At 58.3% G+C, this 26,318-nt stretch carries 31 protein-coding genes and 2 pseudogenes; 23 read left to right on the top strand and 10 right to left on the bottom strand.

The window, feature by feature from the left end; translation table 11 throughout:
- Positions 1-354 (top strand): annotated as a pseudogene (locus QDY28_RS26915) (bifunctional methylenetetrahydrofolate dehydrogenase/methenyltetrahydrofolate cyclohydrolase); the annotation flags it as partial.
- A 599-nt stretch (positions 355-953) separates the two neighbouring features.
- Positions 954-2,045 carry a porin gene (locus QDY28_RS26910; protein WP_331384385.1) on the top strand — a complete coding sequence of 364 codons (1,092 nt, stop codon included), beginning with the start codon at positions 954-956 and terminating at the stop codon, positions 2,043-2,045.
- Positions 2,046-2,176: 131 nt separating this feature from the next.
- Here QDY28_RS26910 and QDY28_RS26905 read toward each other — a convergent pair whose 3' ends face one another.
- Complete coding sequence (locus QDY28_RS26905) at positions 2,177-2,827, bottom strand: TetR family transcriptional regulator (RefSeq protein WP_331384383.1); 651 nt, start codon at positions 2,825-2,827, stop codon at positions 2,177-2,179.
- 235 nt (positions 2,828-3,062) lie between these two features.
- On the bottom strand, positions 3,063-4,277 hold the full coding sequence (locus QDY28_RS26900; protein ID WP_331384382.1) for an ROK family protein: 1,215 nt from the start codon (positions 4,275-4,277) through the stop codon (positions 3,063-3,065).
- Between the two features lie 195 nt (positions 4,278-4,472).
- On the opposite strand from QDY28_RS26900, the gene QDY28_RS26895 reads away from it, so the two are divergent.
- The 10 genes from QDY28_RS26895 to pqqE all read left to right on the top strand — a co-directional run bounded on the left by QDY28_RS26895 (position 4,473) and on the right by pqqE (position 14,241).
- Positions 4,473-5,747 (top strand): ABC transporter substrate-binding protein, encoded by a 1,275-nt coding sequence (locus QDY28_RS26895; RefSeq protein WP_331384381.1) that lies wholly within the window; start codon positions 4,473-4,475, stop codon positions 5,745-5,747.
- A gap of 69 nt (positions 5,748-5,816) precedes the next feature.
- Positions 5,817-6,701 carry a carbohydrate ABC transporter permease gene (locus QDY28_RS26890; protein WP_331384380.1) on the top strand — a complete coding sequence of 295 codons (885 nt, stop codon included), beginning with the start codon at positions 5,817-5,819 and terminating at the stop codon, positions 6,699-6,701.
- The gene (locus tag QDY28_RS26885) at positions 6,701-7,552 is read left to right on the top strand and encodes a carbohydrate ABC transporter permease (protein WP_331384379.1); all 852 of its coding nucleotides are present in this window, start codon (positions 6,701-6,703) and stop codon (positions 7,550-7,552) included. Before QDY28_RS26890 ends, QDY28_RS26885 begins: the two co-directional genes overlap by 1 nt.
- A 58-nt stretch (positions 7,553-7,610) precedes the next feature.
- Entirely contained in the window at positions 7,611-8,756 is a 1,146-nt protein-coding gene (locus QDY28_RS26880; RefSeq protein WP_331384378.1) for an ABC transporter ATP-binding protein, read from the top strand.
- A gap of 17 nt (positions 8,757-8,773) precedes the next feature.
- On the top strand, positions 8,774-10,918 hold the full coding sequence (locus QDY28_RS26875; RefSeq protein ID WP_331384377.1) for a beta-galactosidase: 2,145 nt from the start codon (positions 8,774-8,776) through the stop codon (positions 10,916-10,918).
- Positions 10,919-11,040: 122 nt separating this feature from the next.
- Positions 11,041-11,136, top strand: coding sequence for a pyrroloquinoline quinone precursor peptide PqqA (gene pqqA, locus QDY28_RS26870; protein WP_007692844.1), 96 nt, complete (start codon positions 11,041-11,043; stop codon positions 11,134-11,136).
- Positions 11,137-11,161: 25 nt separating this feature from the next.
- On the top strand, positions 11,162-12,070 hold the full coding sequence (pqqB, locus tag QDY28_RS26865) for a pyrroloquinoline quinone biosynthesis protein PqqB (RefSeq protein ID WP_331384375.1): 909 nt from the start codon (positions 11,162-11,164) through the stop codon (positions 12,068-12,070).
- Positions 12,051-12,827 carry a pyrroloquinoline-quinone synthase PqqC gene (pqqC, locus tag QDY28_RS26860; RefSeq protein WP_331384374.1) on the top strand — a complete coding sequence of 259 codons (777 nt, stop codon included), beginning with the start codon at positions 12,051-12,053 and terminating at the stop codon, positions 12,825-12,827. The genes pqqB and pqqC overlap by 20 nt, the downstream gene beginning before the upstream one ends.
- Complete coding sequence (gene pqqD / locus QDY28_RS26855; protein ID WP_331384373.1) at positions 12,824-13,123, top strand: pyrroloquinoline quinone biosynthesis peptide chaperone PqqD; 300 nt, start codon at positions 12,824-12,826, stop codon at positions 13,121-13,123. The genes pqqC and pqqD overlap by 4 nt, the downstream gene beginning before the upstream one ends.
- Positions 13,120-14,241: a pyrroloquinoline quinone biosynthesis protein PqqE gene (pqqE, locus tag QDY28_RS26850; RefSeq protein WP_331384372.1), complete on the top strand. Its 1,122-nt coding sequence runs from the start codon at positions 13,120-13,122 to the stop codon at positions 14,239-14,241. The genes pqqD and pqqE overlap by 4 nt, the downstream gene beginning before the upstream one ends.
- Before the next feature lie 66 nt (positions 14,242-14,307).
- Here pqqE and QDY28_RS26845 read toward each other — a convergent pair whose 3' ends face one another.
- Positions 14,308-15,324 carry a PAS domain S-box protein gene (locus QDY28_RS26845; protein WP_331384371.1) on the bottom strand — a complete coding sequence of 339 codons (1,017 nt, stop codon included), beginning with the start codon at positions 15,322-15,324 and terminating at the stop codon, positions 14,308-14,310.
- Positions 15,325-15,711: 387 nt separating this feature from the next.
- Here QDY28_RS26845 and QDY28_RS26840 point away from each other — a divergent pair, with 387 nt between their 5' ends.
- Together QDY28_RS26840 and QDY28_RS26835 are read left to right on the top strand one after the other, a co-directional pair.
- Positions 15,712-16,158 carry a DUF2231 domain-containing protein gene (locus QDY28_RS26840; RefSeq protein WP_331384370.1) on the top strand — a complete coding sequence of 149 codons (447 nt, stop codon included), beginning with the start codon at positions 15,712-15,714 and terminating at the stop codon, positions 16,156-16,158.
- Positions 16,158-17,504 (top strand): PQQ-dependent sugar dehydrogenase, encoded by a 1,347-nt coding sequence (locus QDY28_RS26835; RefSeq protein ID WP_331384369.1) that lies wholly within the window; start codon positions 16,158-16,160, stop codon positions 17,502-17,504. The genes QDY28_RS26840 and QDY28_RS26835 overlap by 1 nt, the downstream gene beginning before the upstream one ends.
- Before the next feature lie 301 nt (positions 17,505-17,805).
- Here QDY28_RS26835 and QDY28_RS26830 read toward each other — a convergent pair whose 3' ends face one another.
- Both QDY28_RS26830 and QDY28_RS26825 read right to left on the bottom strand, forming a co-directional pair.
- The gene (locus QDY28_RS26830; RefSeq protein WP_331384368.1) at positions 17,806-18,216 is read right to left on the bottom strand and encodes a DUF4174 domain-containing protein; all 411 of its coding nucleotides are present in this window, start codon (positions 18,214-18,216) and stop codon (positions 17,806-17,808) included.
- Between the two features lie 106 nt (positions 18,217-18,322).
- Positions 18,323-18,556 (bottom strand): hypothetical protein, encoded by a 234-nt coding sequence (locus QDY28_RS26825; protein WP_331384367.1) that lies wholly within the window; start codon positions 18,554-18,556, stop codon positions 18,323-18,325.
- Positions 18,557-18,745: 189 nt separating this feature from the next.
- On the opposite strand from QDY28_RS26825, the gene QDY28_RS26820 reads away from it, so the two are divergent.
- The 8 genes and pseudogenes from QDY28_RS26820 to QDY28_RS26785 all read left to right on the top strand — a co-directional run bounded on the left by QDY28_RS26820 (position 18,746) and on the right by QDY28_RS26785 (position 21,722).
- Positions 18,746-19,009 (top strand): hypothetical protein, encoded by a 264-nt coding sequence (locus tag QDY28_RS26820; RefSeq protein WP_331384366.1) that lies wholly within the window; start codon positions 18,746-18,748, stop codon positions 19,007-19,009.
- 27 nt (positions 19,010-19,036) lie between these two features.
- A complete protein-coding gene (locus tag QDY28_RS26815) occupies positions 19,037-19,243 on the top strand; it encodes a hypothetical protein (protein ID WP_331384365.1) in 207 nt (68 codons plus the stop codon).
- 575 nt (positions 19,244-19,818) lie between these two features.
- Positions 19,819-20,058 (top strand): hypothetical protein, encoded by a 240-nt coding sequence (locus tag QDY28_RS26810; protein ID WP_331384364.1) that lies wholly within the window; start codon positions 19,819-19,821, stop codon positions 20,056-20,058.
- 18 nt (positions 20,059-20,076) lie between these two features.
- Entirely contained in the window at positions 20,077-20,541 is a 465-nt protein-coding gene (locus QDY28_RS26805; protein WP_331384363.1) for a YbhB/YbcL family Raf kinase inhibitor-like protein, read from the top strand.
- A gap of 15 nt (positions 20,542-20,556) precedes the next feature.
- Complete coding sequence (locus QDY28_RS26800; protein WP_331384362.1) at positions 20,557-20,889, top strand: four-helix bundle copper-binding protein; 333 nt, start codon at positions 20,557-20,559, stop codon at positions 20,887-20,889.
- Between the two features lie 35 nt (positions 20,890-20,924).
- Positions 20,925-21,068 (top strand): hypothetical protein, encoded by a 144-nt coding sequence (locus QDY28_RS26795; protein WP_331384361.1) that lies wholly within the window; start codon positions 20,925-20,927, stop codon positions 21,066-21,068.
- Positions 21,069-21,129: 61 nt separating this feature from the next.
- A pseudogene (locus QDY28_RS26790) lies at positions 21,130-21,348 on the top strand (hypothetical protein).
- 185 nt (positions 21,349-21,533) lie between these two features.
- A complete protein-coding gene (locus QDY28_RS26785; RefSeq protein WP_260304992.1) occupies positions 21,534-21,722 on the top strand; it encodes a DUF3008 family protein in 189 nt (62 codons plus the stop codon).
- Positions 21,723-21,857: 135 nt separating this feature from the next.
- Here the strand turns inward: QDY28_RS26785 and QDY28_RS26780 are convergent, their stop codons facing one another.
- The 5 genes from QDY28_RS26780 to QDY28_RS26760 form a co-directional block, all read right to left on the bottom strand.
- The gene (locus QDY28_RS26780) at positions 21,858-22,886 is read right to left on the bottom strand and encodes a DNA topoisomerase IB (RefSeq protein WP_442967597.1); all 1,029 of its coding nucleotides are present in this window, start codon (positions 22,884-22,886) and stop codon (positions 21,858-21,860) included.
- A gap of 151 nt (positions 22,887-23,037) precedes the next feature.
- A complete protein-coding gene (locus tag QDY28_RS26775; protein WP_028750411.1) occupies positions 23,038-23,241 on the bottom strand; it encodes a hypothetical protein in 204 nt (67 codons plus the stop codon).
- A gap of 292 nt (positions 23,242-23,533) precedes the next feature.
- Positions 23,534-23,938, bottom strand: a complete 405-nt coding sequence (locus QDY28_RS26770) for a VOC family protein (RefSeq protein WP_331384359.1) — start codon at positions 23,936-23,938, stop codon at positions 23,534-23,536.
- A 96-nt stretch (positions 23,939-24,034) separates the two neighbouring features.
- A complete protein-coding gene (locus tag QDY28_RS26765; protein ID WP_331384358.1) occupies positions 24,035-24,472 on the bottom strand; it encodes a PPC domain-containing DNA-binding protein in 438 nt (145 codons plus the stop codon).
- A gap of 13 nt (positions 24,473-24,485) precedes the next feature.
- A complete protein-coding gene (locus QDY28_RS26760; protein WP_331384357.1) occupies positions 24,486-25,250 on the bottom strand; it encodes an SDR family NAD(P)-dependent oxidoreductase in 765 nt (254 codons plus the stop codon).
- 197 nt (positions 25,251-25,447) lie between these two features.
- Here QDY28_RS26760 and QDY28_RS26755 point away from each other — a divergent pair, with 197 nt between their 5' ends.
- A complete protein-coding gene (locus QDY28_RS26755) occupies positions 25,448-26,305 on the top strand; it encodes an SDR family oxidoreductase (protein WP_331384356.1) in 858 nt (285 codons plus the stop codon).
- Positions 26,306-26,318 lie beyond the last annotated feature (13 nt).

The raw sequence follows: 26,318 nt of genomic DNA, 5'->3' as shown, positions 1-26,318 counted from the left end.
TCTGCCAATGCGACGGTGACGACGGCGCATTCGAAGACGAAGGACTTGGCCGCCGTTGCCCGGGGTGCCGATATTCTGGTGGCGGCCGTCGGCCGGCCGGAAATGGTGAAAGCCGATTGGGTCAAGCCAGGCGCAACGGTGATCGATGTCGGCATCAACCGCATCGCAGCACCGGAAAGAGGCGAGGGCAAAAGCCGCCTAGTCGGCGATGTCGCCTTTGCCGAGGCGGCGGAAGTTGCCGCAGCCATCACCCCGGTTCCGGGCGGCGTCGGACCAATGACGATTGCCATGCTGATGGCCAATACTGTCATCGCCGCCTACCGCGCCGCAGGGAAACAACCGCCGAAATTCTAAAAACCGTTGCCGCATGATGCCGAACCGAAGGACCGCGAACCTTGAAGCGGTTTTCGGACAGATCGAGCCAATTACACCATCTTAATCGGCCGGCGCCACGCCGGTCGAGGCGCGCACGATCAACTCGGTTTTCCAAAGCTCCTGCTCGGGAAAGATGGCGACGAGCCAGCCGCCGTGCGCATCCGAAGTCGCTAAAGGGGCCAGTCAGGCTCCCAAATTCCTCTCTCGAAAATAGCAATTTCTACAGCGCTCCGCGGTACAAATAGGCCCTGAAGCTGATCGTTGCATATTGGCCACAGCAAGCGGAGCTTGTGATAAGGGCGCCTTCATATAATTGACAAACATACCGTTCGTTTGTAAACAAAACTCGGACATGAATATGTCTGGCGGTCGAACTATCGGCCGCATCGGTAGGGGCATTTCAGGGCCGCGTCGTGGGGCTGATTGGGCGGAACAAGAGGGACTTAAGCCAGAATCAAGCAGGGCAATCGCAGATCCGTTCGATCGCGTTGATGCGAGGTCAATTCTGCATGGGGTTGGTGGATGAACCTCCATGCGTGCGGAATCATTGAAATGCATATTGCAACCAGGAGTTTAAGATGAATTTGAAAAGCCTTCTGATCAGTTCTGCGGCCTCGCTTGCTGCAGTTTCCGGCGCACACGCCGCGGACGCTATCGTCGCTGCCGAACCGGAGCCTCTTCAGTATGTTCGCATTTGCGACGCCTATGGCGCGGGATATTTCTTTATTCCGGGTACCGAAACCTGCTTGAAGATCGGCGGCCAAGTTCGTACCGAAGGCGAGTGGTATGATGCCTACAGCCCGACGAACAAGACCGGCACCTTATGGCACACTCGCGCTGAGCTCAATGTCGATACCGCAACGGATACCGAATACGGTCCGCTGAAGACCAACATGGTCCTGCGTTGGGACTGGCAGGAAGGCAATGCGACGAGCACCAAGCTGCTGTTCGCCAATATCAGCCTCGGTGGCTTCACGGTCGGCAAGCTCGATTCGCAGTATAACCTCTATGCTGGTTATGCCGGCGACGTCATCAACGACGACGTGATCTATGACGGCCCGTACGAACTGAACCAGATCACTTACAACTACGACGCCGGCAACGGCTTCACGGCTGTGATCTCGCTCGAAGATTCCAACTCCAGCGGCTCCGGCGCATCCTACGGTTCGAGCTGGTGGGGCGATGACAAGGCCGATCACTACGCTCCCGACGTCGTCGCTGGTGCTGGCTTCAAGTCCGGTATCTGGGGCGTCAAGGTCATCGGCGGTTACGACTCGATCGTTGAAGAAGGCGCCGTCAAGGCCCGCGTCGACGCCGACTTCGGCGCCTTCTCTGCCTTCTTGATGGGTGGCTGGAACACCGACGGCGACAAGCTGAACAAGTATGCGGGCACGAACCTGGACCGTTCTGCTTGCCCGGCAGGCCGTCCTGATCTTTGCGGCTGGGGCGATTGGGCAGTTTGGGGCGGCGTTGGCGTTCCGATCAACGACAAGCTGAAGTGGAACCTGCAGCTCGCCTACACCGACTCCAAGATCTTCGCCGCGACGACGAACGTCAAGTGGAACCCGGTCAAGAACCTGCTGATCGAACCCGAAATCTCCTACACCGATTGGGATTCGGTCGATCAGGACCAGTGGGCCGGTATCCTGCGCTTCCAGCGTAGTTTCTAATCTAAGTTATCCGGCCCTGTGCCGGGTAGGAGAAGCCTGCGGTTTCCAATCCTGCAGGCTTCTTACACTGATCGGTTGACCTCCGATCAAATACGGAAAGGGTTCGGTTTTCCCTACCGAACCCTTTCTCATTAAGCATTCTTGCTGTCGCGACTGAGCCCATCTTGTCCTTGATGCGTCGGAAACCAAGTGGTCAGGATCATTTTGATGAGAGCTTGGCCGCAGGGAACCAATTGAAAGTCGCCTCTATCGAGCGCCCATTCTCCGACTAACCCTCCAATGATCGCGGTCAAAGCGGAAGCGGCGGTATCTGCTGTCCAAGGGGGAGGCAACGGTTTGATGGCATCGATGGAGTGAAAAATTCGTGCAAAGTGCTTCCGCATATCATGTCGGAAAGAATCCGCATTGTCTGCGGCGTCCTCACAAAACGCCATGTCGAGATACATGATGACTTTCAGCATCCCGCGTTTACGCGGCTCCTGCTGAAGATCTGCAAATGTCCCGGAAATCGTGTCTATCAGCAGCTCAAGCGGATTGGGTGGGTGTCTTTCCGCAATTCGCTCCGCAAGTTCCTGGAACGGCTGCTGCGCCTTGTCGCGGATCGCAAACAAGAGACCTTGCTTGTTCTTGAAGTGCCAGTGGACTGCTCCGCGCGTAACACCGGCGGCCGCGGCTATTTCGTCCAGCGTGACATTTTCATAGCCGTTATCGAGAAACAACACCTCCGCGGCGCCCAGTATCTCGCGTCTGGTTTCAGCCGCTTCCTCCTTTGTGCGTCTCATTTATTCCCCTCCGATTCCGAGCCGCGCCCCTTCAGCCCTCCCACATAGTCATACCGTCGAATATTCTGCTTACAACACCCTTACCTGCATGAAATTTTTCCACGTTATTCTACGGCTGTTATTGCCTGCGGTCACTGACGAGCGCCAGGACGGCCCTTTTCCGACCAAAAACTGCCTGCTTGTCGGGAGCAGCAGCCCGCAACCGGCACACCGCGAGCCTTTATACGACAGGCGACTACCCGGCGGATTTCTGCGTGGCGCCGGTGTATGTCCGGCCAATGTCAGTAAAACCGCTCGACGATTCGAAATCGAACATTTTTTGGGTGACCAGCGCAGCGGCGCCGCGGGCCCAGGAGTTATCTTCCCAGTCCGGAAGCAGGGGAGGGGCTGTTCTGAAGGTCCTAGCTGCCAGGGCGTCGCGAAGTGGGCCGAGAAAATGTTCGCCAAGCGAGACGGCTTCGCCGCCGGCGACGATGACTTCCGGATCCGTGATGTTGACGAGATTGGCGAGCGCCGTTCCTATGCTTTTGCCGGAATGTTCGACAAGCGCGACCGCCGCCGGATCGCCGGCGGCCAATGCACTGCGGAGTTCGGGAAGGTCTTTGTGGTCGCCATGTCCGGTTTCCTCGCGCCAGCGTCTCAAGATCGACGCTTCGGAATGATAGGCCATGAGGCAGCCGCGCTTGCCGCATTCGCACAGCCGCCCATTTTCTTCATAAAGCGTATGGCCGAACTTGCCGGCCGCACCATTTGCGCCGCGATAGAGCTTTCCCTCGATGACGAGCGCGCAGCTTATGCCGATGCCCACCGCAAGGACGGCCATGTTGCGATGCTGTCTCCCCAACCCGAAAAGCTGCTGAGCAATGGCATAGGCGTTGGTGTCGTCTTCCAGCCAGGCCGGAACGTTTGCGCGCGTTGCCACTAGCGAGGCGAGGGGAACATTGTCCCACTTGAAGCGATGACTGCGCACACACGCGGTCTGCTCATCATTGATAACGCCGGGCATGGAGATGCCGATACCCGCAAGCTTGGCATGCGGGCGCCCGGCGAGCTTGACCATTTCGGGAACGGTGTTGGCCAAGAGGTCGGCGACATAGTCGGGCTCGTGACCGGCAAGGGGTATCCGCATGGCCGCCACGGGATTTGTCGCAAGGTCCGTTGCAACGCATTCGACCGAATCCGTCATCAGCTTGAACCCGACCGCGAGCCCATGCTCATAGTTGATCTGCACCGGGATCGGACGCCTGCCCGTTAGGCCGGTCACGGCCTGGCCTTCCACAACGATGCCTTCCTCACAGAGGTCGCTGATAACGAAGGTCACGGCTGCGGGGCTTAGCCCTGTAATTGTTGCAATATCGGCGCGACTTCTCGGCCCCTCTCTGCGCAAAAGATTGAGGATCAGGCGTCGATTTAGCGCCCTTGCCGTGCTCTGGTCGCCCTTCAGCTTCACTTTGAGTTCCTTAATTTTGTAAATTAATTATTGCAGGCTCTATCGATCTATGCATAACTCCACCCGCCGATCAACTCCGGATGCGGTTTCCGTCCTGAGAATAAGCGACAAATCGGCGCGTTGAATGCCTGACATGCATCTCGAGGGGAGGGCTTGCCGGGCCGTGTTGATCGATCAACTGGGAGGAGGAACTCCATGGTGCATTTTAAGCAAATCTTTCCGTCCACTCGCCGCAATTTCCTGAAAGGCGCAGGTGCCGTATCGGCAGCAGCTTTGGCAGGCGGACTATCCGCGCCCGCAATTGCTCAGGCACAAAAAGTCACCGTGATCTCGGCGGAAAACAATGCCGAGGCGCTTGCGGCGCTGAAGACGATCGCCGAGAACTTCGGGAAGGAAGCCGGGGTCAGCGTCGTCATCAACAACATGGATCACGAGGCCCACAAGACGGCCATTCGCAACTACCTTGTCGCCGGCGCGCCCGACATTTGCACGTGGTTTTCGGGCAATCGCATGCGTGCTTTCGTAAAGCGCGGCCTCTTCGACGATATTTCCGATCTGTTCGAAAAGGAAAAATACAAGGATGTGCTCGGTGCGACGGCGGGAACGGTCACTGTCGACGGCAAGCAATATGGCCTGCCGACAGGCGGCACCCTTTGGGGGATGTTCTACCGTAAGGATGTCTTCGATCAGCATGGCCTGACTGTGCCGACGACCGCTGAGGAATTTGCGGCTTATGGCGACAAGTGCAAGGCCGCCGGTCTCACTCCGATCGCCATGGGAACCAAGGAGCTTTGGCCGGCTGCCGGTTGGTTCGATCAGATGAACCTGCGTATCAATGGACTCGACAAACACATGGCGCTGATGAACGGCGAGATGAGCTATCTTGATCCATCCCTGAAGCCGGTTTTCGATCAATGGGAAGGGATGATCAATAAGCAGTTCTTCACCGCCAACCATACGTCGTTCGGCTGGCAGGAGGCCGCAGCACTGCTTGCCCAGAAAAAGGCCGGCATGATGAATCTGGGCGCCTTCCTGAAGTCCGCTTTCACCGCCGAGGACCTGCCGCAACTGTCTTATGCCACCTTCCCGGTTCTGGACCCAAAGGTCGGTCACTTCGAAGAGTTCTCGGTCAATTCGATCCACATTCCTGCCAACGCGAAGAACAAGCAGGGCGCTCGCGAATTCCTCGCCTACTTCTACAAGCCGGAAAATCTCGCGTCCTATTTGGAGCCAGGCGGAAACGTGCCGCCGCGCAACGATCTTCCGCCGAGCAAGGATCCGCTCGTCAACGTGGCGGTCGAGACGTTGAAGAAGCTGCAGGGAGCTTCACAATATTACGATCGCGACAGCGACCCCGATATGGCCCAGGCCGGTCTCGTCGGCTTCCAGGAATTCATGGCGAAGCCAGATCGGCGCGACGCCATTCTTCAGCGCCTTGAGGGCACCCGCAAGCGCATCTACAAACTCTAGTTCTCCTCCCGGTGGCTAGGGAGCGGAAGCGCGCTTCCGCTCCCTCATAACTCCAATGAGGCTCTGGATATGTTGATGATTTGGCGCCGCCAACGTTGGTGGCTCACCCCTACTTTGCTTATTGCACCGGCGATCACACTCTTTTTCACGGTCATCCTGCTGTCAGCCGTGCGGAGCGTCTGGATCAGTTTTCACGAGTGGGACGGCTTCGGACCGATGAACTGGATCGGTTTTGGAAATTACATCGAGCTTTTCAACGACCCGCAATTTTACATTTCGCTGAAGAACAATCTGATCTGGCTGATCATGTTCATGGCCGCGCCGCCGCTCGGGTTAGCCATAGCATTGCTGGTCAATCAGAAGATAAGGGGCATGCGCTTCCTGAAGTCCCTGTTCTTCATCCCGCTGGTCCTGGCTTCGGTCACGGTGGGGGTCGTGTTCACATGGGTCTACACGCCGGAGTTCGGACTGCTCGCCCTGATCTTCAAGGCATTCGGCGCAACCGCACCGGCCGTTCTTTCTGACGAGCATTTCGTGACATTTGCGATCGTCATCGCAGCGCTTTGGCCGCAGGTCACTTTCTGCATGGTTCTCTATCTCGCCGGGCTGAACAATCTGAGCGAGGAACTTATAGGTGCCGGCCGCGTGGACGGGGCGAGGGGATGGAACATGTTGTGGCACATCGTCCTGCCGCAACTGACGCAAGTAACCTTCATCGCCATAGCGGTGACGGTCGTCGGTGCGCTTCGATCCTTTGACATGATCTCGGTCATGACGGCCGGCGGCCCGTTCGGCTCGTCTTCGGTGCTTGCCTATCAGATGTACGAGCAGTCGATCTTCTCTTACCGCTTCGGCTACGGAGCGGCGATCGCATCCGTTCTTTTCGTGATCATGGCCGTCTTCATCACCTGGTACCTGTCACGCATCATTCGCACAGAAGAGAGAGGTGGCTGATGTATCCTCGTCCTATTCCGGAAACGGCCATCTGGCAGCGACGGTTTTATGTCCTGGCGGTGCTACTTGTTCTCCTGCTCTGGCTCTGCCCTCTGTTTGCGATCATCCTGACGTCGTTCCGTTCAACGACCGATGTCATGAGCGGCAATCTATGGGGTTGGCCAACCGAACTCGGCGTGGTCGACAACTACACGGCGGTCTTCACCCAGACCCCGATGGCCCAGTATTTCCTGAACAGCCTGACGATCACTATTCCCTCGGTAATCGGCGTCCTTGTCCTGAGCACGCTCGCGGGCTTCGTTCTCTCCCGCTACCGTTTTCCGGGCAATATGTTGATATTTGCGCTCTTCGTTGGCGGCAATTTCCTGCCGCACCAGATCATGATGATCCCTGTGCGCGATCTTATGGTGCGGCTGAATCTGATCGATACGACGACGGCGCTGATCATCTTCCACGTTGCCTTCCAAACAGGATTTGCAACGCTCTTCATGCGGAACTTTATCGCCGCATTGCCCGACGAACTCTTTCAGGCGGCCCGCGCGGAAGGGGCAACCCCTTTCCAGACGCTCATCCATGTTGCCGTGCCACTGGTCCGGCCAGCCCTCGCCGCGTTGGCCATTCTGATCTTCACCTTCATCTGGAACGATTATTTCTGGGCGGTGGTGCTGACGGTCAGCGACTCGGTGAAGCCGGTGACTGCCGGTCTTGCCAATCTGCGCGGAGAATGGGTTTCGGCATGGAACCTCATCTCGGCAGGCACCATCGTTGTCGCCGTGCCGCCCGTCATCATGTTCTTCCTCATGCAGCGGCATTTCATCGCCGGTCTCACCATGGGGGCCGTCAAAGGATGAGCAAGGCGGCATTTCCTTTCCCAAAACTCAACAGTCCAACAGCAGAGAGCCAGGAAGCATGACTAGCCTCGAACTGCGACAGATCAACAAGAATTACGGCGGATACCATGCTTTGCGGGGGATCGACCTTACCGTCGAGCAGGGTGAGTTCATCGTAATGGTCGGGCCTTCCGGCTGCGGCAAGTCGACCTTGCTCAAGACGATCGCCGGCCTGGAAAGGATTTCGTCCGGCCAGATCCTGATCAATGGCCGCGACGTCAGCAAGGAAGAGCCGGGGGATCGCGGCATCGCCATGGTCTTCCAGTCCTATGCGCTTTACCCGCATATGACGGTGGCGGAGAACATGGGGTTTGGCCTGCGTATGGCCAAACGACCAAAGGCCGAAATCGATGCAGCCGTTGCGCGCGCCGCCAAGATCCTGCGCATCACCGATCAGCTTGAAAAGCGGCCGAAGCAACTCTCCGGCGGTCAACGGCAGCGCGTTGCCATCGGCCGTGCCATTACCCGCTCTCCGGATGTGTTCCTCTTCGATGAACCGCTTTCGAATCTCGATGCGGCGCTCCGAACGCAGATGCGCGTCGAGCTCAGCAGCCTGCACGCGGAACTCGGTGCAACCATGGTCTACGTGACCCACGATCAGGTGGAAGCCATGACCATGGCGAGCCGCATCGTGGTGTTGAACCAAGGCGTGATCGAACAGGTGGGCTCGCCCCTGGAGCTCTATAGAAATCCCGAAAATCTCTTCGTTGCGGGCTTCCTTGGAGCCCCGAGAATGAACTTCCTTGCCGTAACCGTGGACGAGGTCTCGGGCCGGGACGTTCGGGTCTCCGCTCCCGGCATTATCCCATTGACGGTCGAATTGTCCGATGGAGCGGCCCTGCAAAAGGGCGCCGACCTGACGCTGGGCGTCCGCCCGGAAAATATATCGATCGTCACCGATGTAGCCCATGGCGGTGCGATCGAGGGGCAGGTGCAACTGGTTGAGCACCTCGGTCGCGAGACCATCCTCTATGTCGACGCGGGCAGTCTGCGCACCATCGCCTCGGAAAGCGGCACCGGGAATATCACGGTGCAGCTCAGCTATGTCGCTCCGTTCACATCGGGCCAAGCCGTGGCTCTGAAGGTCGACGCCAAGGAGCTCTACCTCTTCTCACCCAATGGCGGACGCACGATCAGCGCACGCAAAACGATCATCGACAAATGAATTCGGGAAATAAGACCGTGTCTGACAAGAACATTGCTGCAAGCCCATCCGTTTGGAATACCGTCAAAACCGACCGCTTTATCGTCGGCGCCCCTCATTATCCCGAGCATGTCGACCAGAGCTACTGGGAGCGCGATGCCGAACGCATGGCGAAGGCAGGCTTCAATGTCGTGAGAATGGCGGAGTTCGCCTGGCATATTATCGAGCCCAGGTTTGGCACCTTCGATTTTGATCTGTTCGACCGCGCCATTGCCATGCTCGGGCGCTATGGCATCGACACGATCATGTGCACGCCGACGGCCACTCCACCGCGCTGGCTGACAGTCGCTCATCCCGAAATCCTGCGCGTTGACGGCAAAGGCCGTCCGATGAGCCATGGATCGCGCCAACACTGCGATACGGCAAGTTCCGTGTTCCGCGAACACAGCCGCCGCATCACCAAGGCGATGGCCGAACATTATCGGGACAACCCGCATGTCGTCGGCTGGCAGACCGACAATGAGCTGAACACAAGCATGCCGGAGAGCTATTCGAAGGCGACATTGAGCGAATTTCAAATGTTTCTGGCCGAGAAATACGGCGATGTCGGCAAGCTGAATGCTGCATGGGGCGGTGACTTCTGGGCAACTGCCTATGACAGTTTCGACCAGGTCGTGCTTCCGATCGAATTCGGCCCGACCTTCCCCAGTCCCGGCCATGTACAGGACTACCACCGCTTCCTTGCATTTGCGACAGCGCGGTTTCAGCACGATCAAGTGGAGATCCTGAGGGCCGCGAACCCGTCATGGTTCGTCTTCCACAATCTCGGCGGCCTGCGGGACATCGACTTCCGCGGTCAGTTCACCACCGATCTCGATTTCGTCGGCTACGATATCTATCCGATGCTCTACGACGAATTTCAGCGCATCGGGAATCATGCAAAGGTTCAGGCGCTGCATCTCGATATATGCCGCGGCTTTTCGGGCAATTACATCGTGCCGGAGCAGCAGTCCGGCTTCGGCAGCCAGCCGGGTTTCTGCACGCTGACGCCGGAGCCTGGCGAACTTCGGCGCATGGCCATGTCCTCGGTCGCGCACGGCGCCGACGGACTGATGTTCTTCCGCTGGCGCCCGGCCCATTTCGGCGCCGAGATCTACTGGATGGGCATCATCGATCACGATGACATCGGCCGTCATCGCTATGACGAAGCCAAGCAGTTCGCGACCGAAATGACATCGCTGAAGGACAAGATCCTCGGCACCTATGTGCGCATGGATGTGGGCATTGCCGGTTCGGATTTCGACAACCAGGAAGCCCACAAGACCTATGCGATCGGACTGCCAAGCCCTCAGGACGACGCGGTTCTCCTGCACCAGTATTGTTACGATCGCGGGATCGCCTGCGGCTTCATCCATCCCGAGGATGATCTTTCCAAGCTGAAGCTTTTCTACGTTCCGCATTGGGTGATGTGGAAGGATGAATGGACTGAAAAACTGCAAGCCTTCGCGGAGCGGGGCGGCACGGTCGTTATCGGCGCGAGAACCGGGACGCGGGATGAGAACAACCACGTCATCAGACAGACGGCTCCCGGTACATCCCTTTCCAAGCTCGCGGGCGTTCGTGTCGAGGACTTCGGTCGTCTCGCCGCACCCGGGGCAAGCGGATTATTCGAAGTGATGGAGCGTTCGGGAGGTCTGGTGGTGCCGCCAAACCGGCCCGCCGAATCTCATCGCAGGACGCGCAGTTTCAAGATCGGCAACCAGGAACTGTCTGCCGGGTATTTCTACGAAAATCTCTCCGTCGATGCGGATGTCGAGATCATCTCCGCCTGGTCCAACCGCTATGCGGACGGTCTGCCCATGGCGACGTCGCGCAAGGTCGGCAAGGGTCGGGTCGTCTATCTCGGCACCTATCTCACGCCCGAACTGACGGCTGCGTTGGCCGAACGGCTGTTTCCAGCGGCAGATGTGCAGCCGCTTATCGATGAGCTTCCGGCTGGCGTCGAGGTCACCATGCGCATGAATGACGAACGCAGGCTGCTGTTCATCCAGAACTACACCGATCAGCCCGCAAGTCTCGCCGCCGTGCGGCCCGGCAAGAACCTTCTCGACGATGGAAAGGCCGTTGCCGGCAGGCTCGATCTTAATGGCTATGGCTGTGCCATCATCGAGTTGGAGGGCTGAGCCGCCTCGCGCAATTTAATGTGATCGCGATAGGCGGGAACGGGATAGCGCAAACGACATTAGGGACATGACGATCGGCTGCTACCCGATCGCCGCTGCTGAATCTATGAAAGGATGGATTTATGAAGTGGCATGCTCCGAAATTCGTTGAGGTAAGCTGCGGTATGGAAATCAACCGGTATGCGCCGGCCGATGGTTCCGAGCCGATCCTGTTCTGATCCCTGATCATCTGAAAGCAACAGATTGACAGTCCGATTTCTTGTCCTGGGCGCTGCCGCAGGGGGAGGTTTGCCGCAGTGGAACTGCGGTTGCCCGAACTGTGCGGCTGCGCGCCAGGGCATTTTTGCTTCTCAGACGCAGTCGTCCTTGGCCGTCAGCGTCGATGGCCGCGCTTGGCTGGTCGTGGATGCGTCGCCGGATATTCGGCAGCAATTGCGCGATCAGGTCGTTCTGTGGCCTTCGAATTTACGGGAAAGTCCCGTTAAAAGTGTCATGCTGACGAGTGGCGACGTCGATCACGTCGCCGGTCTTCTGACCTTGAGGGAAAAGCAGCCTTTTCAGCTCCTCGCAACACGCGCTTTGCTGGAAACATTGGGGCAAAATCCGATTTTCCAGGTTCTCGATCCTCTTCATGTGCAGCAAAATCCGGTCGAGCTTGAGACACCGTTCTTTCCACTGGAAGGCCTAGAGGCAAGGCTCTTTGCCGTCCCCGGCAAGGTTCCCCTCTATCTCGAACAGGGCGAACCTGAACTCGGAGCCGAAACCGAGCAGACCGTGGGCGTCGAATTCCGCATCGGCCGACAGCGTGTGTATTATATTCCTGGTTGCGGGGCCGTAAGTGCGGCTCTTGCCGACCGGATTGCCGGCGCCGATCTGCTGTTCTTCGACGGCACGGTCTTTACCGACGACGAAATGATCCGCATGGGCACCGGGCAGAAGACTGGAAGGCGCATGGGACATGTCCCGATCAGCGGTCCCGGCGGCAGCCTTGAAGCGTTCTCGCGCCTGCCGATCGGGCGGTGCATCTATATTCACATCAACAACACCAACCCGGTTTGGCGGGCCGGAGCGGAACGGGCGCAGCTAGAGCGGCACGGCTTTGTCGTGGGCCATGACGGCATGGAGGTCACGCTTGCAACAGGCAGCCGATAGGAAAACGTTCGAGGAGCGTTTGCGCGCAGTCGGCGCGGAGCGCTATCACGACAAGCACCCGTTTCACCAGCAGTTGCATGCCGGCCGGTGCGACATGACCCAGGTGCGAGCCTGGGTCATCAACCGATATTATTATCAAAGCCGTATTCCGATGAAGGATGCCGCCTTCCTGTCGCGTTGCGAGGATCCCCAGTTGCGGCGGGCGTGGCGCAATCGCATCGAGGATCACGACGGCGGCCTCAAAGAGGGCGGCGGGATTCGCCGCTGGTTGAAGCTCGCCGACGCGGTGGGCCTCGATCCGGATTATGTAGCCTCGACACGCGGCGTGCTAGCCGGCACGCGATTTGCGGTGGATGCCTATATTCATTTCGTTCGCGAGAAGCCGATGCTGGAAGCGGTCGCATCCTCGCTGACGGAGATGTTTGCCCCGGCGATCCACGCTAACCGCATCGCCCGTCTGATCGAGCACTATGCCTTTGCTAACGACATTGCGCTCGCCTACTTTCGGCAGCGCCTCAACGAAGCGCCGAAAGAGGTCGCATTCGGTCTCAATTATGTTCTCGATCACGCCGACACGCTGGAAAAGCAGGATGCGGCAGTCGCGGCGCTGACGTTCAAGACCGATGTTCTCTGGTCGCAACTTGATGCGCTTTCCCATGCCTATGTCAGTCCCGGGCACATCCCGCCCGGCGGCTGGGATGGCCGCGAAGGTGTGATCGCCACGCGGGAACGAGAAAACGAGGGGAGTTCATCATGAGCGAGGAAGGCGCCCTCAAGATCGATGGACTGACGGTCGCCAAACTCGCGCGCGGCGTTAGGCTGCGCGAGGATACTGCTCGCGGGCAGACGGTCCTGCTTGCTCCCGAACGCGCGCTTGCGCTCGATGAAATTGCTGTCGCGATCGTCAAGGCACTCGACGGCGTGAGAACGCTGGACGAAATCGCCACCGTATTTGCGCAGCAGTTCGGTGCCCCGAAAGAGGAAATCCTCGCCGACATGATCGTCTTCATCCGCGATTTCGCAAGTCGGCGAATACTGGAGCTCAGCCGATGAGCGCCTATCTTTCCGGAAGCGCCAAGGAGCGCATCATCGCTGCGCCGCCGCCGATCGCTATGCTCGCGGAACTGACGCATCGCTGTCCGCTTGCCTGCCCCTATTGCTCCAATCCGCTCGAATTGACGCAGAGCCGCGACGAACTGACAACCGAAGAATGGATCGCTGCCTTCAGGCAGGCTGCCGAACTCGGTGTCCTGCATCTGCATCTGTCCGGCGGCGAACCCGCCGTCCGCCGCGATCTTGTCGCCCTGACGGCGGGAGCTGCTTCCTGCGGTCTCTATACAAATCTCATTACTTCCGGCATCGGGTTGACTGAGCACCGCCTTTCTGAGCTGGCCGATGCCGGATTGGATCACGTCCAGCTTTCGATCCAGGGAGCGACCGCGGAAGTGGCCGACCATGTCGGCAACTATGCAGGCGGCTATGCTCGCAAGCTGGCGGTCGCCGGCTGGATACGCGAGACCGGCATTCCTCTGACCGTCAACGCGGTCTGCCACAAACAGAACATGCATGAGGTCGGCGAGATGATTTCAATGGCGGTAGAGCTCGGAGCACGCCGGATAGAAGTCGCGACGGTGCAATTTCACGGATGGGCCGACAAAAACCGCGCTGCTTTGATGCCGACGCGCGCGCAGGTCGAACAGGCCATGGCTCTGGTCGAAGAAGCGCGCAGACGGCTAGAGGGCATTCTCGTCATCGATTACGTCCCCGCCGATCATCATTCGCGCTATCCAAAGGACTGCATGGGAGGCTGGGGCCGCACCGGGCTCAATATTACCCCATCAGGACGGGTGCTGCCGTGCCATGCCGCCGAGACCATTCCGTCCCTTGCATTCGATAACGTGCGCGACAAGCCGCTCGCCGAAATCTGGTATCGCGGGAGCGCCTTCAATGCATACCGCGGCGAGGATTGGATGCAGGAGCCATGTCGCAGTTGTGCCCGGAAACACATCGATCATGGCGGCTGTCGCTGCCAGGCTATGGCACTTGCGGGTCATGCGGAGGCAACCGATCCCGTCTGCATCTATTCGTTGCTTCACAAACATATCGCGGACCAGGCCGAGGAGGATGGCCTGCGCGAACCGCCGCCCTTCATCTATCGAGCGCGCGCCTGAGATCGCGGCATCGGTCGGCGCGCCGGTGTTCGCAGTCGAATGCGCGCCGCCTTATCGGCGGCGGTGTCAGCGGGTCAGGTTCTCAAGCGGAACCCGCAAATGAATTCGAAGCCCTTCCGGTCTCCATTCCCGTGTAATCGATCCACTGAGCGAACCTTCCACCGTAACCCGCTCCAGCAGAGATCCGAAGCCGGCGCTTTCTCGGGGCGTCGTAACGGCTGGCCCGCCCGTTTCCGTCCAGATCAGACTGAGCTCGTCGTCGGTCGCCAAGTCGATCCTGATTTGTCCCTCTGGAAGGGAGAGCGCGCCGTATTTGATCGCGTTGGTGGCGAATTCATGCAGCAGCAATGCCAAGGATGTCAGTGCGGAGCCTCCAACGGGGGAATCCGAGCCGTGAATCTCTATCCGCTGGTGGCCGTCCTCCCGATGAACGGCGAGAATCGCGTCGAAGAGGGAAAGGAGCGTCGTCGATGATCGATCGGTTACATCTCCCGAAAGATCCGGCAATGTCAGATCATGAGCGCGAGCCAGGGAAACGATCCTTTTGCGCAAATTGTCGGCAAGATCCTGCACACTCGTCGCGGATCGCTGACTCATCGTGATCAATGCGTTGGTGATCGCGAACAGGTTCTTGATGCGGTGGTTCATCTCCCGCAGGAGCAGCGTCTGACGTTCGCGCTCACGTTTGCGCTCGGAAATGTCCCGCGCAATTTTCGACGCTCCGATGATCATCCCGTCCGCGTCGCGGATCGGCGACACGGTGAGAGAGACGTCGACGAGGCGGCCATCCTTGCGCCGGCGCACCGTCTCATAGTGATCGACCCGTTCACCAGCGCGGATTCGTCCTATGATCGTTGTTTCCTCATGAAGCCGATCATCGGGGATCAAAATGGTAATCGGCAGGCCAATCGCTTCTTTCGCCTCGAATCCGAACAGGCGTTCGGCACCCCGGTTCCAGCTCGTGATGATGCCGCCGAGGGTCTTGCTGATGATCGCGTCATCGGAATTTTCGACAATCGCCGCCAGCCAGGCGTCTGCCGAAGGTGCATGCGGTCCAAATTGCCGGGTGAGATTATCGCTCAAGTTTCTACTCGGAGTGGGTTCTTCTTCATTTGCTTCCCCCTCAGAATCTGATGCTGACGCGGAGACTAAAAATTCCGTTTCGCCAGCGGCCATTGCCTTCCCTTTCCCCATCGACATCTCCCGGAAGGTGCAGGTCGCAACGGACCTTCCTACCACCTGCTAAGCTAGCCATAGCAAATATCAGTTCTGCCCGGTAGTCCAACGCGACCACCGTCCGGCGTCGGACACAAGGCCGCGTGTCTTCGATGCATCCTGCAATCGGCTGCTGATCCCCGCCCTTCGGCAATCGCAATCGCGTGATTTGCAGATCGACGAGACAAGCGCAGGGAACAACGGGTTTTCGCGGATGTTCGATACACGTTCCAATTAGCATTATGGCAAAACGACATGACCAATCAAGTCCTTCGCCCGACCGCGCGGATCGCCACGCACCCAATTCATCCCATGCTGGTGCCTTTTCCGATCGCATGCTTTGTCGGCACGCTCATAACGGACCTGGCCTATTGGCAAACGGCTGAGATGATGTGGGCGAATTTCTCCGCTTGGTTGTTGACCGCAGGCTTGTTGATGGGCCTGCTCGCAGCCATTGCCGGGCTGATCGATTTTCTTGGCAACCGGCTCATCCGGGATTTGTGGCCTGCGTGGGCGCACCTGCTGGGTAACGCCCTCGTTCTGATCCTGTCCTTCTTCAACGCCCTGGTACACAGCCGCGACGCCTGGACCTCCGTCATTCCTACCGGTCTCATCCTCTCCGCCGTGGTCGTGGTGATCGTCCTGTTCACCGGCTGGATGGGATGGTCGATGGTCTATCGTCATCGTGTGGGAGTCAACTGATGTTCAACAATCCGACGAATGCGACGCCATGCTTCAAGGGGACAGCCGTCGTATGTGGCACGATATTGCTCCTTTCCGGCTGCAGCCGCGACGAGCCCGATTCCAGCGGTCAGATCGGGCCAAATCCAAAGCTGCCCGCGCAGACGCAATATCTGATCCCTCCCATGCATGTCGCCTCCGTGGTCGGCTGGAAGAACGGCGAGAAGCCGACGGTCGCGCAAGGCCTGCAAATCCGGGCTTTCGCAGCGGATCTGAAGCATCCGCGTTCGGTTTATCTGCTGCCGAACGGCGATGTACTTGCGGTCGAGTCGATCGCCCCTCCCGAAGCATCCGCAAAGCGTCCGAAGGACCTTATCATGGGATGGATCGAATCGCTGGCGACCTCCGGAGGCGGCGGTAATGAAGAAAGCAACCGCATCACCCTGCTGCGCGATGCTGACGGCGATGGTGTCGCCGAGGTGAAGAGTGTCTTCCTCGACCATCTCAATTCGCCGTTCGGCGTCGCACTCGTCGGCAATGATCTCTACGTCGCCGACACGGACGCCATCATGCGTTATTCCTATAAGCTGGGAGAGACGAGCATCACCGAACCCGGCACGAAACTCACCGATCTGCCCGGCGGTCCTATTGACCATCACTGGACCAAGAGCCTTCTTGCCAGCCCGGATGGATCGCTGCTTTTCGTCGGGGTCGGATCCAACAGCAACATTACGGAAAACGGCATCCAGGCGGAAAAGGACCGCGCGGCCATCTGGGAAGTTGATCGGGCGACGGGGCATTCGCGTATTTTTGCGGACGGCCTCAGGAACCCGAACGGCCTGAGCTGGGAGCCGCAGACGCATGCACTTTGGACGGTGGTCAACGAACGCGATGAATTGGGGCCCAATCTGGTGCCGGATTATATGACCTCCGTGAAGGAGGGTGGATTTTATGGTTGGCCCTACAGCTACTATGGTCAGAACGTCGATCCGCGCGTCATGCCGCAGCGACCTGATCTGGTTGCCAAGGCGATCGTGCCCGACTATGCACTGAGCTCGCATGTGGCGCCCCTCGGCATGGCATTCTATACCGGCACCAATCTGCCGGAGACCTATCGCGGCGGTGCATTCGTCGGAGAGCACGGGAGCTGGAACCGCTATAATTTCAACGGATACAAGGTGATCTTCGTGCCGTTTCGCGACGGTCATCCGAACGGCATGCCACAGGACATCGTCACCGGCTTTTTAAACGCCGATAACGAAGCACGTGGCCGGCCGGTGGGGCTCGCGGTCGACAAAGCCGGCGCGCTGCTGGTCGCCGACGATGTGGGCAATACGGTTTGGCGCGTTACCGCCGCGGCTCAGTGAGCCATTCTTTTTTGATCATGGGACCGGGCGCAAGTCGCTGAAATCGACGATCACGCGAACGGGGGCACGTTCCTGCGAATTCGCGCCTCGGGCCAGCATAGACCGCTCGATTTTCTCCTTCTGTTCGGGAACCTTCAGGGCTGCCGTCGGTTCGAAAGCTGGATCGCGTGGAACTTGTCCCTTCTGCTAATGCCCATCGCCATCTGCGCGGTCCGCCTCTCCCTTCAGCACTCGCCGACAACAGGCGGCGCTACGCAGATCGGAAGCGTTGCCGCCCGATGCTGCCGCTTGCCGTTTCGAACTATGACATTGACCGAGGGACCTTATCGAGGACGTCCAGAATGACGCTTGTCGGCAGGGGAGCATAGGATCGGAGTTTGGTCGAGCCATCCAGTCCAACCAATACCATTTCGAATTCGTCGTCCGAAGGACCTTGCAGATCACGGCGGATATCGTCGGCATCGAGCTCGTATGGCTCTTCGAAGAGCTGAAAGACTCCGCCGCCGGCGACCCTCAGCACGGTCACGTCCCGATCGCTCAGCTTCTTTTCATGATGTAGAAGCTCCTCCTCCTGCCTGATAGGGCGGTCGTCATTGGAGCCTTCGAAAATCACGAGGACGTTGCACCTGTTTCGAAACGATGCAAGGCTGGGACACGGATCATTCAATTTGCCGTTGACGCCACTGAATTCTCTAAACAGGGACCTGAGCATCGAAATTCTCCTTGTGGAAGTGCAACGCAGCATTGCTGAGTGAAAAATCAAGCCGTTCGGCGCCAGAAATATAAATCCACCAGCAGATCGTCTTGTTCCCGCTGGCTCACGCTTCGCAGAAAATCTGTCCCTGAAGAGTGAGGCTGCCTCGCATGCGCGCAACGCGCCGCTCAGCATCGGCTATGTCATAAGCCCAAAAGCTGATGCTGAAGATCCGGCCGTCGAACTCGTACTCGGCGAGAAAGCGAAACATGTACCGGCCGAAATCATCGACGGTGCGAAACTCGGCCTCCGGATTGCTCTCATCCCGCCAAGCTTTCGAAAACTTGATAACGGTCATTTACCGAACTCCTGTTCTATCCAGCTTATTCGACCAAACCCACCAGGGCGCCGTTTGTTGCCTGTCGAAGCAACGCAGCGCATGACGCAGCAACTTTGGCCGCATGAATCGCAATCACAATGCTGAAGCTTCGGGAACAATAGCGAGCCTGTCGGCTTAGGCGGAAGTCACGACAAAGAGGAGGCGGAGATGAGCGCATCTCAAACGACAACGGATCACGACAAAATCCGCGATTGGGTCAAGGCCAGGAATGGTCGCCCGGCCCGGGTCAAGGGTGCGAAGAAGGGCGGCATTTTGCGGATCGATTTTGGCAAGCCCGAAGAAACGCTCGAAGAAATTAGCTGGGAAGAGTTTTTCCGGATATTCGACGAGAACGATCTTGCCTTTCTCTATCAGGAGAAGACGGAAAGCGGCGACACCAGCCGGTTTACAAAATTCGTCAATCGCCAATGACATGCGAGGCATGGAAGGAAATCGCCCATGGCATCGACAAAGCACGGAAAGAGATCCAAGCCAGCCGATGTGGATTTGGTTGATGATCCCGGCATTGGCAGATCGCCCGGGATCGTAAACCCGCCAGATGACGAGGAATTGCAGGGCGAAAATACCGTCGAAGGCGACGTCACAAACGACACGACGCCGCAAGGCGGTGTCGATCCCCATCGGCGCGGTCGTACGAATAAATGAAGCGTGCCCTTACCCGCCGCGGCCTCAGCCGCGGCGGGTAATATTTGAGGGTTGGGAGGATTTGTTCGTCTATTGGGTTTTGGACAGCAGAATTGCGCCGTTCAATAGCCATTCAGCAAGAACAAGCAGCGCAACGATAACTATTCCAAACACGATGAGTGTCCTGCGCGGCGCTTCTTACTTCTTTCGGCCGGACTAAGGGACTGAGATACTATCGGATCTCTCCTGTCGTTTTTGTCATCATCGTCAAATTTCTGCATGTTGCTCTATCTCACTGATGCAAACGCAACTCAGGCCAAAGCGGAATGTTCCGCGGCATGACGGAAATATCTCTTTCATGCCGCAGAAATTGGCCGAGGCTTCTAATGCCTCACGAACAACCGCGACACGAGTCGTCCGTTGCAATGGCCGATGCTAGCCCGCGATGAATGCCCTTCCTGCGGAATTCCAGGGGAACAATGAGAAGGCGCAGGGGTTCGACTATGAATTCAAGCGCAGGACGCGTCGAGGCGATCAGTCGCACGCTGGCTCGTTTGCAGCTCGAGAATGCGTCTACGTCGAGAAGGGAGAACAACATGACGGGCAAGAAAACTCATGAACAGCAACTCCGCATCATCGAAAAACGCGAGAAAACGGCAAACGCCGAGAAGGAATTCGATGCGGCCGCAGATCTGCACCGGAATGAGCAGGCGAGGGAAGCCTATCGAAAAGGCGGTGATCTGAAGGCCACTCCCGCCGCTGGGAGCGAGGATAGGAATATGGTTCGGGGCCTCAATCAGCAAAGCGGCCACGACCAGGGAAGCGGTCATTCCTGACAATAAAAGGAGAATATCATGGCTTTGACATTGATCAGCAAAGCCTTCGCGCAGGATCAGGCGATCCCGAAGAAATACGCGCGAGCAGGCGAGAACCTCTTTCCGCCGCTTGCCTGGAGCGGCGCTCCCGACGGCACCAAGAGCTTTGCTCTGGTCGTGGAGGATCCGGACGCACCGAGCGGCACGTTTCGCCACTGCGGTATCGCCAACATCCCGGCGCAGTGGACCGACCTTCTCGAAAGCGCCGATACGGCACCGGATCATGCGCCGCGGTTTTATAAGAACGATTTCGGCAATGCGCGCTACGACGGTCCGCAACCGCCGCGCGGCGATCGCCCTCATCACTACATTTTCCGGCTTGCCGCCCTCGACGTTCCAAGACTTTCGATTCCGGATGCCGCCGGCATAAGCGCGATGTGGGCAGAAGCGAAGAAGCATGTGCTCGCGGAAGCGAGCGTCACAGGCACGTACCAGACGCAATAGTCAAAGGAGACGACAATGCATTTGGATAGCAAGATGCAGCAATGTGTCGAAAACTGCCTGCGCTGCTACAGCGTTTGTCTGTCCACGGCGATGAACCATTGCCTGGAAGTCGGCGGCGAACATACCAAGCCGCAGCATTTCCGGCTGATGATGGCGTGCGCGGAGATATGCCGCACGTCGGCACATTTCATGCTGATCGGTTCCAGGCACCATCCGCATGTCTGCCGCGAATGCGCGGAAATCTGCAGCGAATGCGCTGCCGATTGCGAGCGGATCGGCGATATGGCCAAGTGTGTGGACGCTTGCCGCAAGTGCGCCGAGAGCTGCCGGCAAATGGCGGCCGCGTGAGATCGCGGTCACGCCGAAGCATGCGTGAGGCGGACATGAATGACGAGGAGAAGACTGACCGGAAGCGAGCGGAACCGCCGACATTTGCGGCTCAGGATGTCCGCCAGGGCGAGATCATCCTGAAGCGCCCTGGCAACGGCTGGTTTTCATGGGCGGCCTGGCGGCGGTGGTTCTCGTGATACTGCTGCTGCGATTTGCCGGTTAAGCAGAAATTTCGAACGGCTTTGAAGGAGAAAGATGATGGCACATGCAGGGAAGAAACACATCGGACGCGGAGCGCAGGGCAAAGGCGATGCCTCAGGCGCGCGCTCGACGCTTGATGATTCTCGTGTGGGGTAAAATGCGGTGCTTTCCAACAGAGACAAAGCGCAGCATTCGAAGGAGAGGGGCCTCGACAGCAAGAATGTGCAGACCGAACAATATCACGATCATGCCGGTAACCGGCGCATCGAGCCATAGAGGATTTTAGCCGGTTTCGGTGATGCCACGTGATGGCAGGATCTCTCTAGCGCAATTCCAGGAAAAGTGCGGAGCGGTTTTCCGTCCGGAATTGCGTGAGAACAACGGGATAGAGCGGTTCAGCGAATCCGTGAAGCGCTGAACCGCTCTAGTGCCGGAAGACTGTTAACTGAAGGAGGTCCATGATGCCTGCGAAATCGAAGTCTCAACAGAAGGCCGCCGGCGCGGCGCTTGCCGCCAAGCGGGGCGAAAAGAAAAAGAGCGAATTGAAAGGCGCTTCTAAGAGCATGGTCGATTCCATGAGCGAGAAGGAACTTCACGACATGGCATCCACCAAACGGAAGGGAAAGCCGGAACATGCCTCGAAGTCCTGAGCCGGACGGTGCCTCAAGGGCGCCGCAGCTAGGTCTTCATTGGTTCGCACGAGCATAGACGGGTGATGAAGTGATGTTGGCCCGCCAATGGTTGGTCGCGCTTGCATGCAATCTCTGCCATAGGACAGGTCGAAGTCACTCCAGTTCTTCCAGCCACCGCAGAACCGCCACCTCTTCTTCATTCAGCCATTTCAGAATGCTGGAGCCCTTCCTCACTTTCGTCTTCGCGATCTTCGCCAGGCTGCCGTTTTCGAAATCTTCGAATACGCGGGGATGGATGTAGGATCCTCGGCAGACGGCCCGCGTATTCACTAGTTTTGCGGCCACCGTGTCGACGATTTCGTTTATCTGCCTTGCCCGCGCTGTGGCGCTGTCGGCGGGCTCTATAACGGCGAGTGCCGAAGCTGCCATTCGCGTCGCACCCCAGATCCGGAATTGCCGTGAGCTGAAGTCACCTCCTGCGGCCTCGCGAATATAGGCATTGACGTCTTGCGAGCGGATCGGATGGAGGGCACCGTTCTCGTCGAGATATTGGAACAGATGCTGGCCGGGCAGTTCCTGCAGCATTCGTACGGCGCGGATGATGCGACGGTCGGTATAGCTCAACCGCCATTCCCTACCGGATTTTCCCTTGAAGCGAAATTGGAGGCGCGAGCCCACCAGTTTGACATGCCGGCTGCGCAAGGTTGTCAGGCCATAGGAGCCGTTTTCCATTGCATAGGCCTCATTGCCGATGCGGATGAACAGCTTGTCCATTAGCCAGACGACCGTCGCAAGCGCCTTTGCCAATCCGGGCTTCCTGCGGCGAAGATCCATATCGATCCGCTTGCGAATTTCAGGCAGTGCCCTTGCGAACTCCACAAGCTGCGCAAATTTTTCCCGGCCCCGTTCGGCCGTCCAATTGGGATGGTAGCGATACTGCTTCCGCCCCCTGGCATCACGACCGACGGCTTGCAGGTGCGATCTCGGATCGGGGGAAATAATGACGTCGGTATAGGCGGGAGGAATGGCGAGCGCGGAAAAGCGCTCAAGTTCCGCCTCATCGCTGATCCGGTTTCCGCGCTCGTCGTAATAGAGAAAGCTTTTTCGGCCTTTCTTGCGGGTTATGCCGCTCTCCAACAGGGCGAGATAAACGACTTCCGACTCGTCTCCAATTTCATGCATGGGGTATGGTGGAGCTTTCGGAATGGTTGCCTTTGACGGCACCGGGTCAGCGACAACCGGCGGCTGTCCCTCTGCGAGCTTGGCTCCGGAGCATACGGCGCCGGTATCGCTGCCGACGTTGCTGGGGTCCGGTTCTGATTGCAGGCCGCTTTCAGTCATCGCCTTTTTGCTTCAGTGCGTCGGAAACCTTGCGCTTGCGCGGATGATTGATGTTCTCGTTATTGGCGTCCCGTGCTGCTTCCCCGCCATCCTTGGCAGGAAGATAACCGGCGGGTTTGGAGCCGGCCGGGCCTTCCCATCTGGGGGATTGATCGGTGGTTCCGGGCGCTCCGTCACGTGGTTGCTGATGTTTCATCGCTGGTCTCCTTTGGAACATGGCCTTTGGCACTCGCCCACCGCCGGAAGGGTGAGCAGCGCTTCCCATAGTCCCGACGTGGTGAATGTAACCCTCGGCCGGAACAGATTGTTCCATCGTATGATGAAGGCAGGTGCGTGCGGTGGCAGATCAGAACCGCAAGCGGCGAGACTGGAACTTTCACGTTTGACCCCCCACAGGCAACTCAGGGGAATTCGGTGGCGCAGATTTTCACGGTTCTGCAGATACCAGACTGCGCGCCTTCCTCACGGTTCCTTTGCATGAGCGCGCTTTACAGCGCTCCGTTGACCTCGATAACGTTCAGGTCAGGATCGCGAAGATAGAGCTGCGGGAAATCGGCGGGGCCGGAACGGAAGATCAGCAGGCACTTTGGATCGCCTTGGGGCAGGTTCTCCCGGAAGCCGAGCTCCGAAAGTCGTTTGACGACACCATCGAAATCATCGGTACGAAAGGCGAAGTGCCAATCGTTGCGGTCGATCACGGGGCTTTTGCGGAACGTCCCCGCCGGATTGACGATGAGATGAATCTGCAGGGCGCCACAGGCAAGCCAGGCACCGTCCAACTGAAAATTCGGGCGCGGGATCTGGGCGAGACCGAACACATGGCAATAGAACGGCAGTGACTTTCCCAAATCAGCGGTGATGATCGCCACATGATGTAAGGCAAGCAGAGACATTACTCTTCCCCCTTAACCAAATCGCGATAAACATAGCAGCAGGGACACTTAAAGTGTAGGCATCTTGCAAATCGAGGGAGGCGCAATGTTGGCCGCTCAGAGCTCGATGAGGCTTATTCCGAAATCCTTGTGATGCCGGCGGTGCATGTAGGCGGGCGTCTCGATGATCGTCACTTCCAATGTCGGATGGACGATGCCCTCAATGAAGTGACCGCCGCGCGTGGAGCCGTCTTTCAGGCCCAGGACGGCATGAAGATGCAGGCTCGCCTTGCCATCGTCGCCGGTCGCGATATCGCCAAGAAGGCTCAAAACCTCGCATTGCTCCTCGACCGGAATCTTGCGGTAGCTGCGGCTGGCGAAATCGAACCAGCCGACCGTTGCTTTTCCGAATGCACCGATCGCGGTGACCGATGCGGCGGTCATCTCGTAGGTCGTGGCAAAATTGCTGAGGGTGGAGAACGCTTCCTCGTTCGCATCGAGCACGACGACATAGGTGCGCTGACCGTTCGTCTCGTTGATCTGCTTGAAATTCATGGCAATGACCTCGCTATCCCTGGGCGGGTTGTCCGTTAGAAGCGGAGACGCCTCCGTCCACGGCAATAATGGCGCCGGTTATGAAACTGGCGTCGTCGCTTGCCAGAAAGGCAATGACGGCAGCCACCTCTTCCGGCTCGCAGACGCGGCCAAGTGGAATGCGTTCCTTGAACTTGGCGACCAATGCTTCGTCCTTGAGCATTTCTTCCGTCATGCCGGTGCGTGTCAGGCTCGGACAGACGGAGTTGACGCGAATGCCTTTTTTGCCAAGATCGAGCGCCAAAGCCCGAGTCAGATTCACGACCGCGCCCTTAGCGGCGTTATAGGGGCTCATGCCCCAGTCGCCGCCGGTGCCGGAAACGGAAGCGGTATTGATGATCACGCCCCTGGTCTTCTTCAGATGCGGAATGGCTGCGCGGCACCCGAAGAAGACGCCGCCGGCATCCGTGTTCATGACCTTTTGCCAGCGCTCGTCCGTGATTTCGGTCGGCTCGCCAGCCTCATGCACTCCCGCATTGTTGATGATGACGTCGAGCTTGCCGAACTTGGCGACCGTCGTCGAAACCATTTGGTCGACGGCGGAGGACTGGGAGACGTCGACCACCTGCACCATGGTTCGCTCAGCCGGAAGCTCCGCCGCGACCTTGTTGACGTTCTCGGCATGATAGTCGACGAGAACGACATTCGCGCCTTCCTCGGAAAATCTGCGTGCGGTGGCTTCTCCCATGCCTGATCCCGCACCCGTGACGATGACGACCTTCTCGTGGAAACGATGCATTGGAATGTCCTTTCGAATGGCTGCACGAATGGCCGGGCGGACCTGGAACCCGGTTTTAGAACTGCGGCGGCACGCGAAGGTTCCTGGAAAACGGCAGCGTCATTTTTGTTCGCTCCCGGCTGATTTTGCTCTTTTCGGGAACCAAGCGGGAGGCAGGCGGTTGAGAATGGGAGTTTACCGATAGCAAGGAGGAAGTCATGGTCACGCATCCCTCGCCCCCGTTCCCGTCTCAACAGCAGCCGATGCCCGGCCATACCGCGGCGATGCAGCCGGTGCCGGATCATGGCGAAAAGTCCTACCGAGGATCAGGCCGGCTTACCGGCAAGAAAGCGATCATTACCGGCGGCGACAGCGGGATTGGCCGTGCCGTTGCGATCGCCTTTGCACGCGAAGGCGCCGATGTTCTCATTGCCTATCTAGACGAAGACGATGATGCGGAGGAGACGAAGCGCTGGGTGGAGGACGCAGGACGCAAGGCCGTTCTCGTTCCCGGCGACATCCAGGATCCGCAGCATTGCCGCGCAATCATCGACAAGGCGGTCTCGCAACTCGGTGGGGTCGACATCCTCGTCAACAATGCCGCTCACCAGGCGAGCTTTCACGACATCGGCGATATCACCGATCAGGAATGGGAATTGACCTTCAAGGTGAACATTCACGCCATGTTTTATCTGACCAAGGCGGCCGTTCCGCACATGAAATCGGGAAGCTCCATCATCAACACCGCCTCGATCAATTCCGACAGTCCCAATCCCACATTGCTTGCCTATGCGACGACCAAGGGCGCCATCCAGAATTTCACCGCCGGTCTTGCGCAACTGCTCGCGCAAAAAGGGATTCGCGCCAATGCGGTGGCGCCCGGTCCGATCTGGACGCCGCTCATTCCTTCGACCATGCCCAAGGAGGCGGTCGAGAATTTCGGAAAGCAGGTGCCGATGAAGCGGCCGGGTCAGCCTGCCGAACTTGCGACCACCTACGTCATGCTTGCCGATCCGCTGTCGAGTTACGTCTCAGGCAGCACAGTCGCCGTGACCGGAGGCAAACCGATCCTATAGAGACCGTCTCCGA

This window comes from Rhizobium sp. BR 362, assembly GCF_036528765.1.
Taxonomy (GTDB): domain Bacteria; phylum Pseudomonadota; class Alphaproteobacteria; order Rhizobiales; family Rhizobiaceae; genus Rhizobium.
The sequence above is the reverse complement of the archived record's forward strand: the minus strand, read 5'-3'. Positions and strand labels throughout refer to the sequence as shown.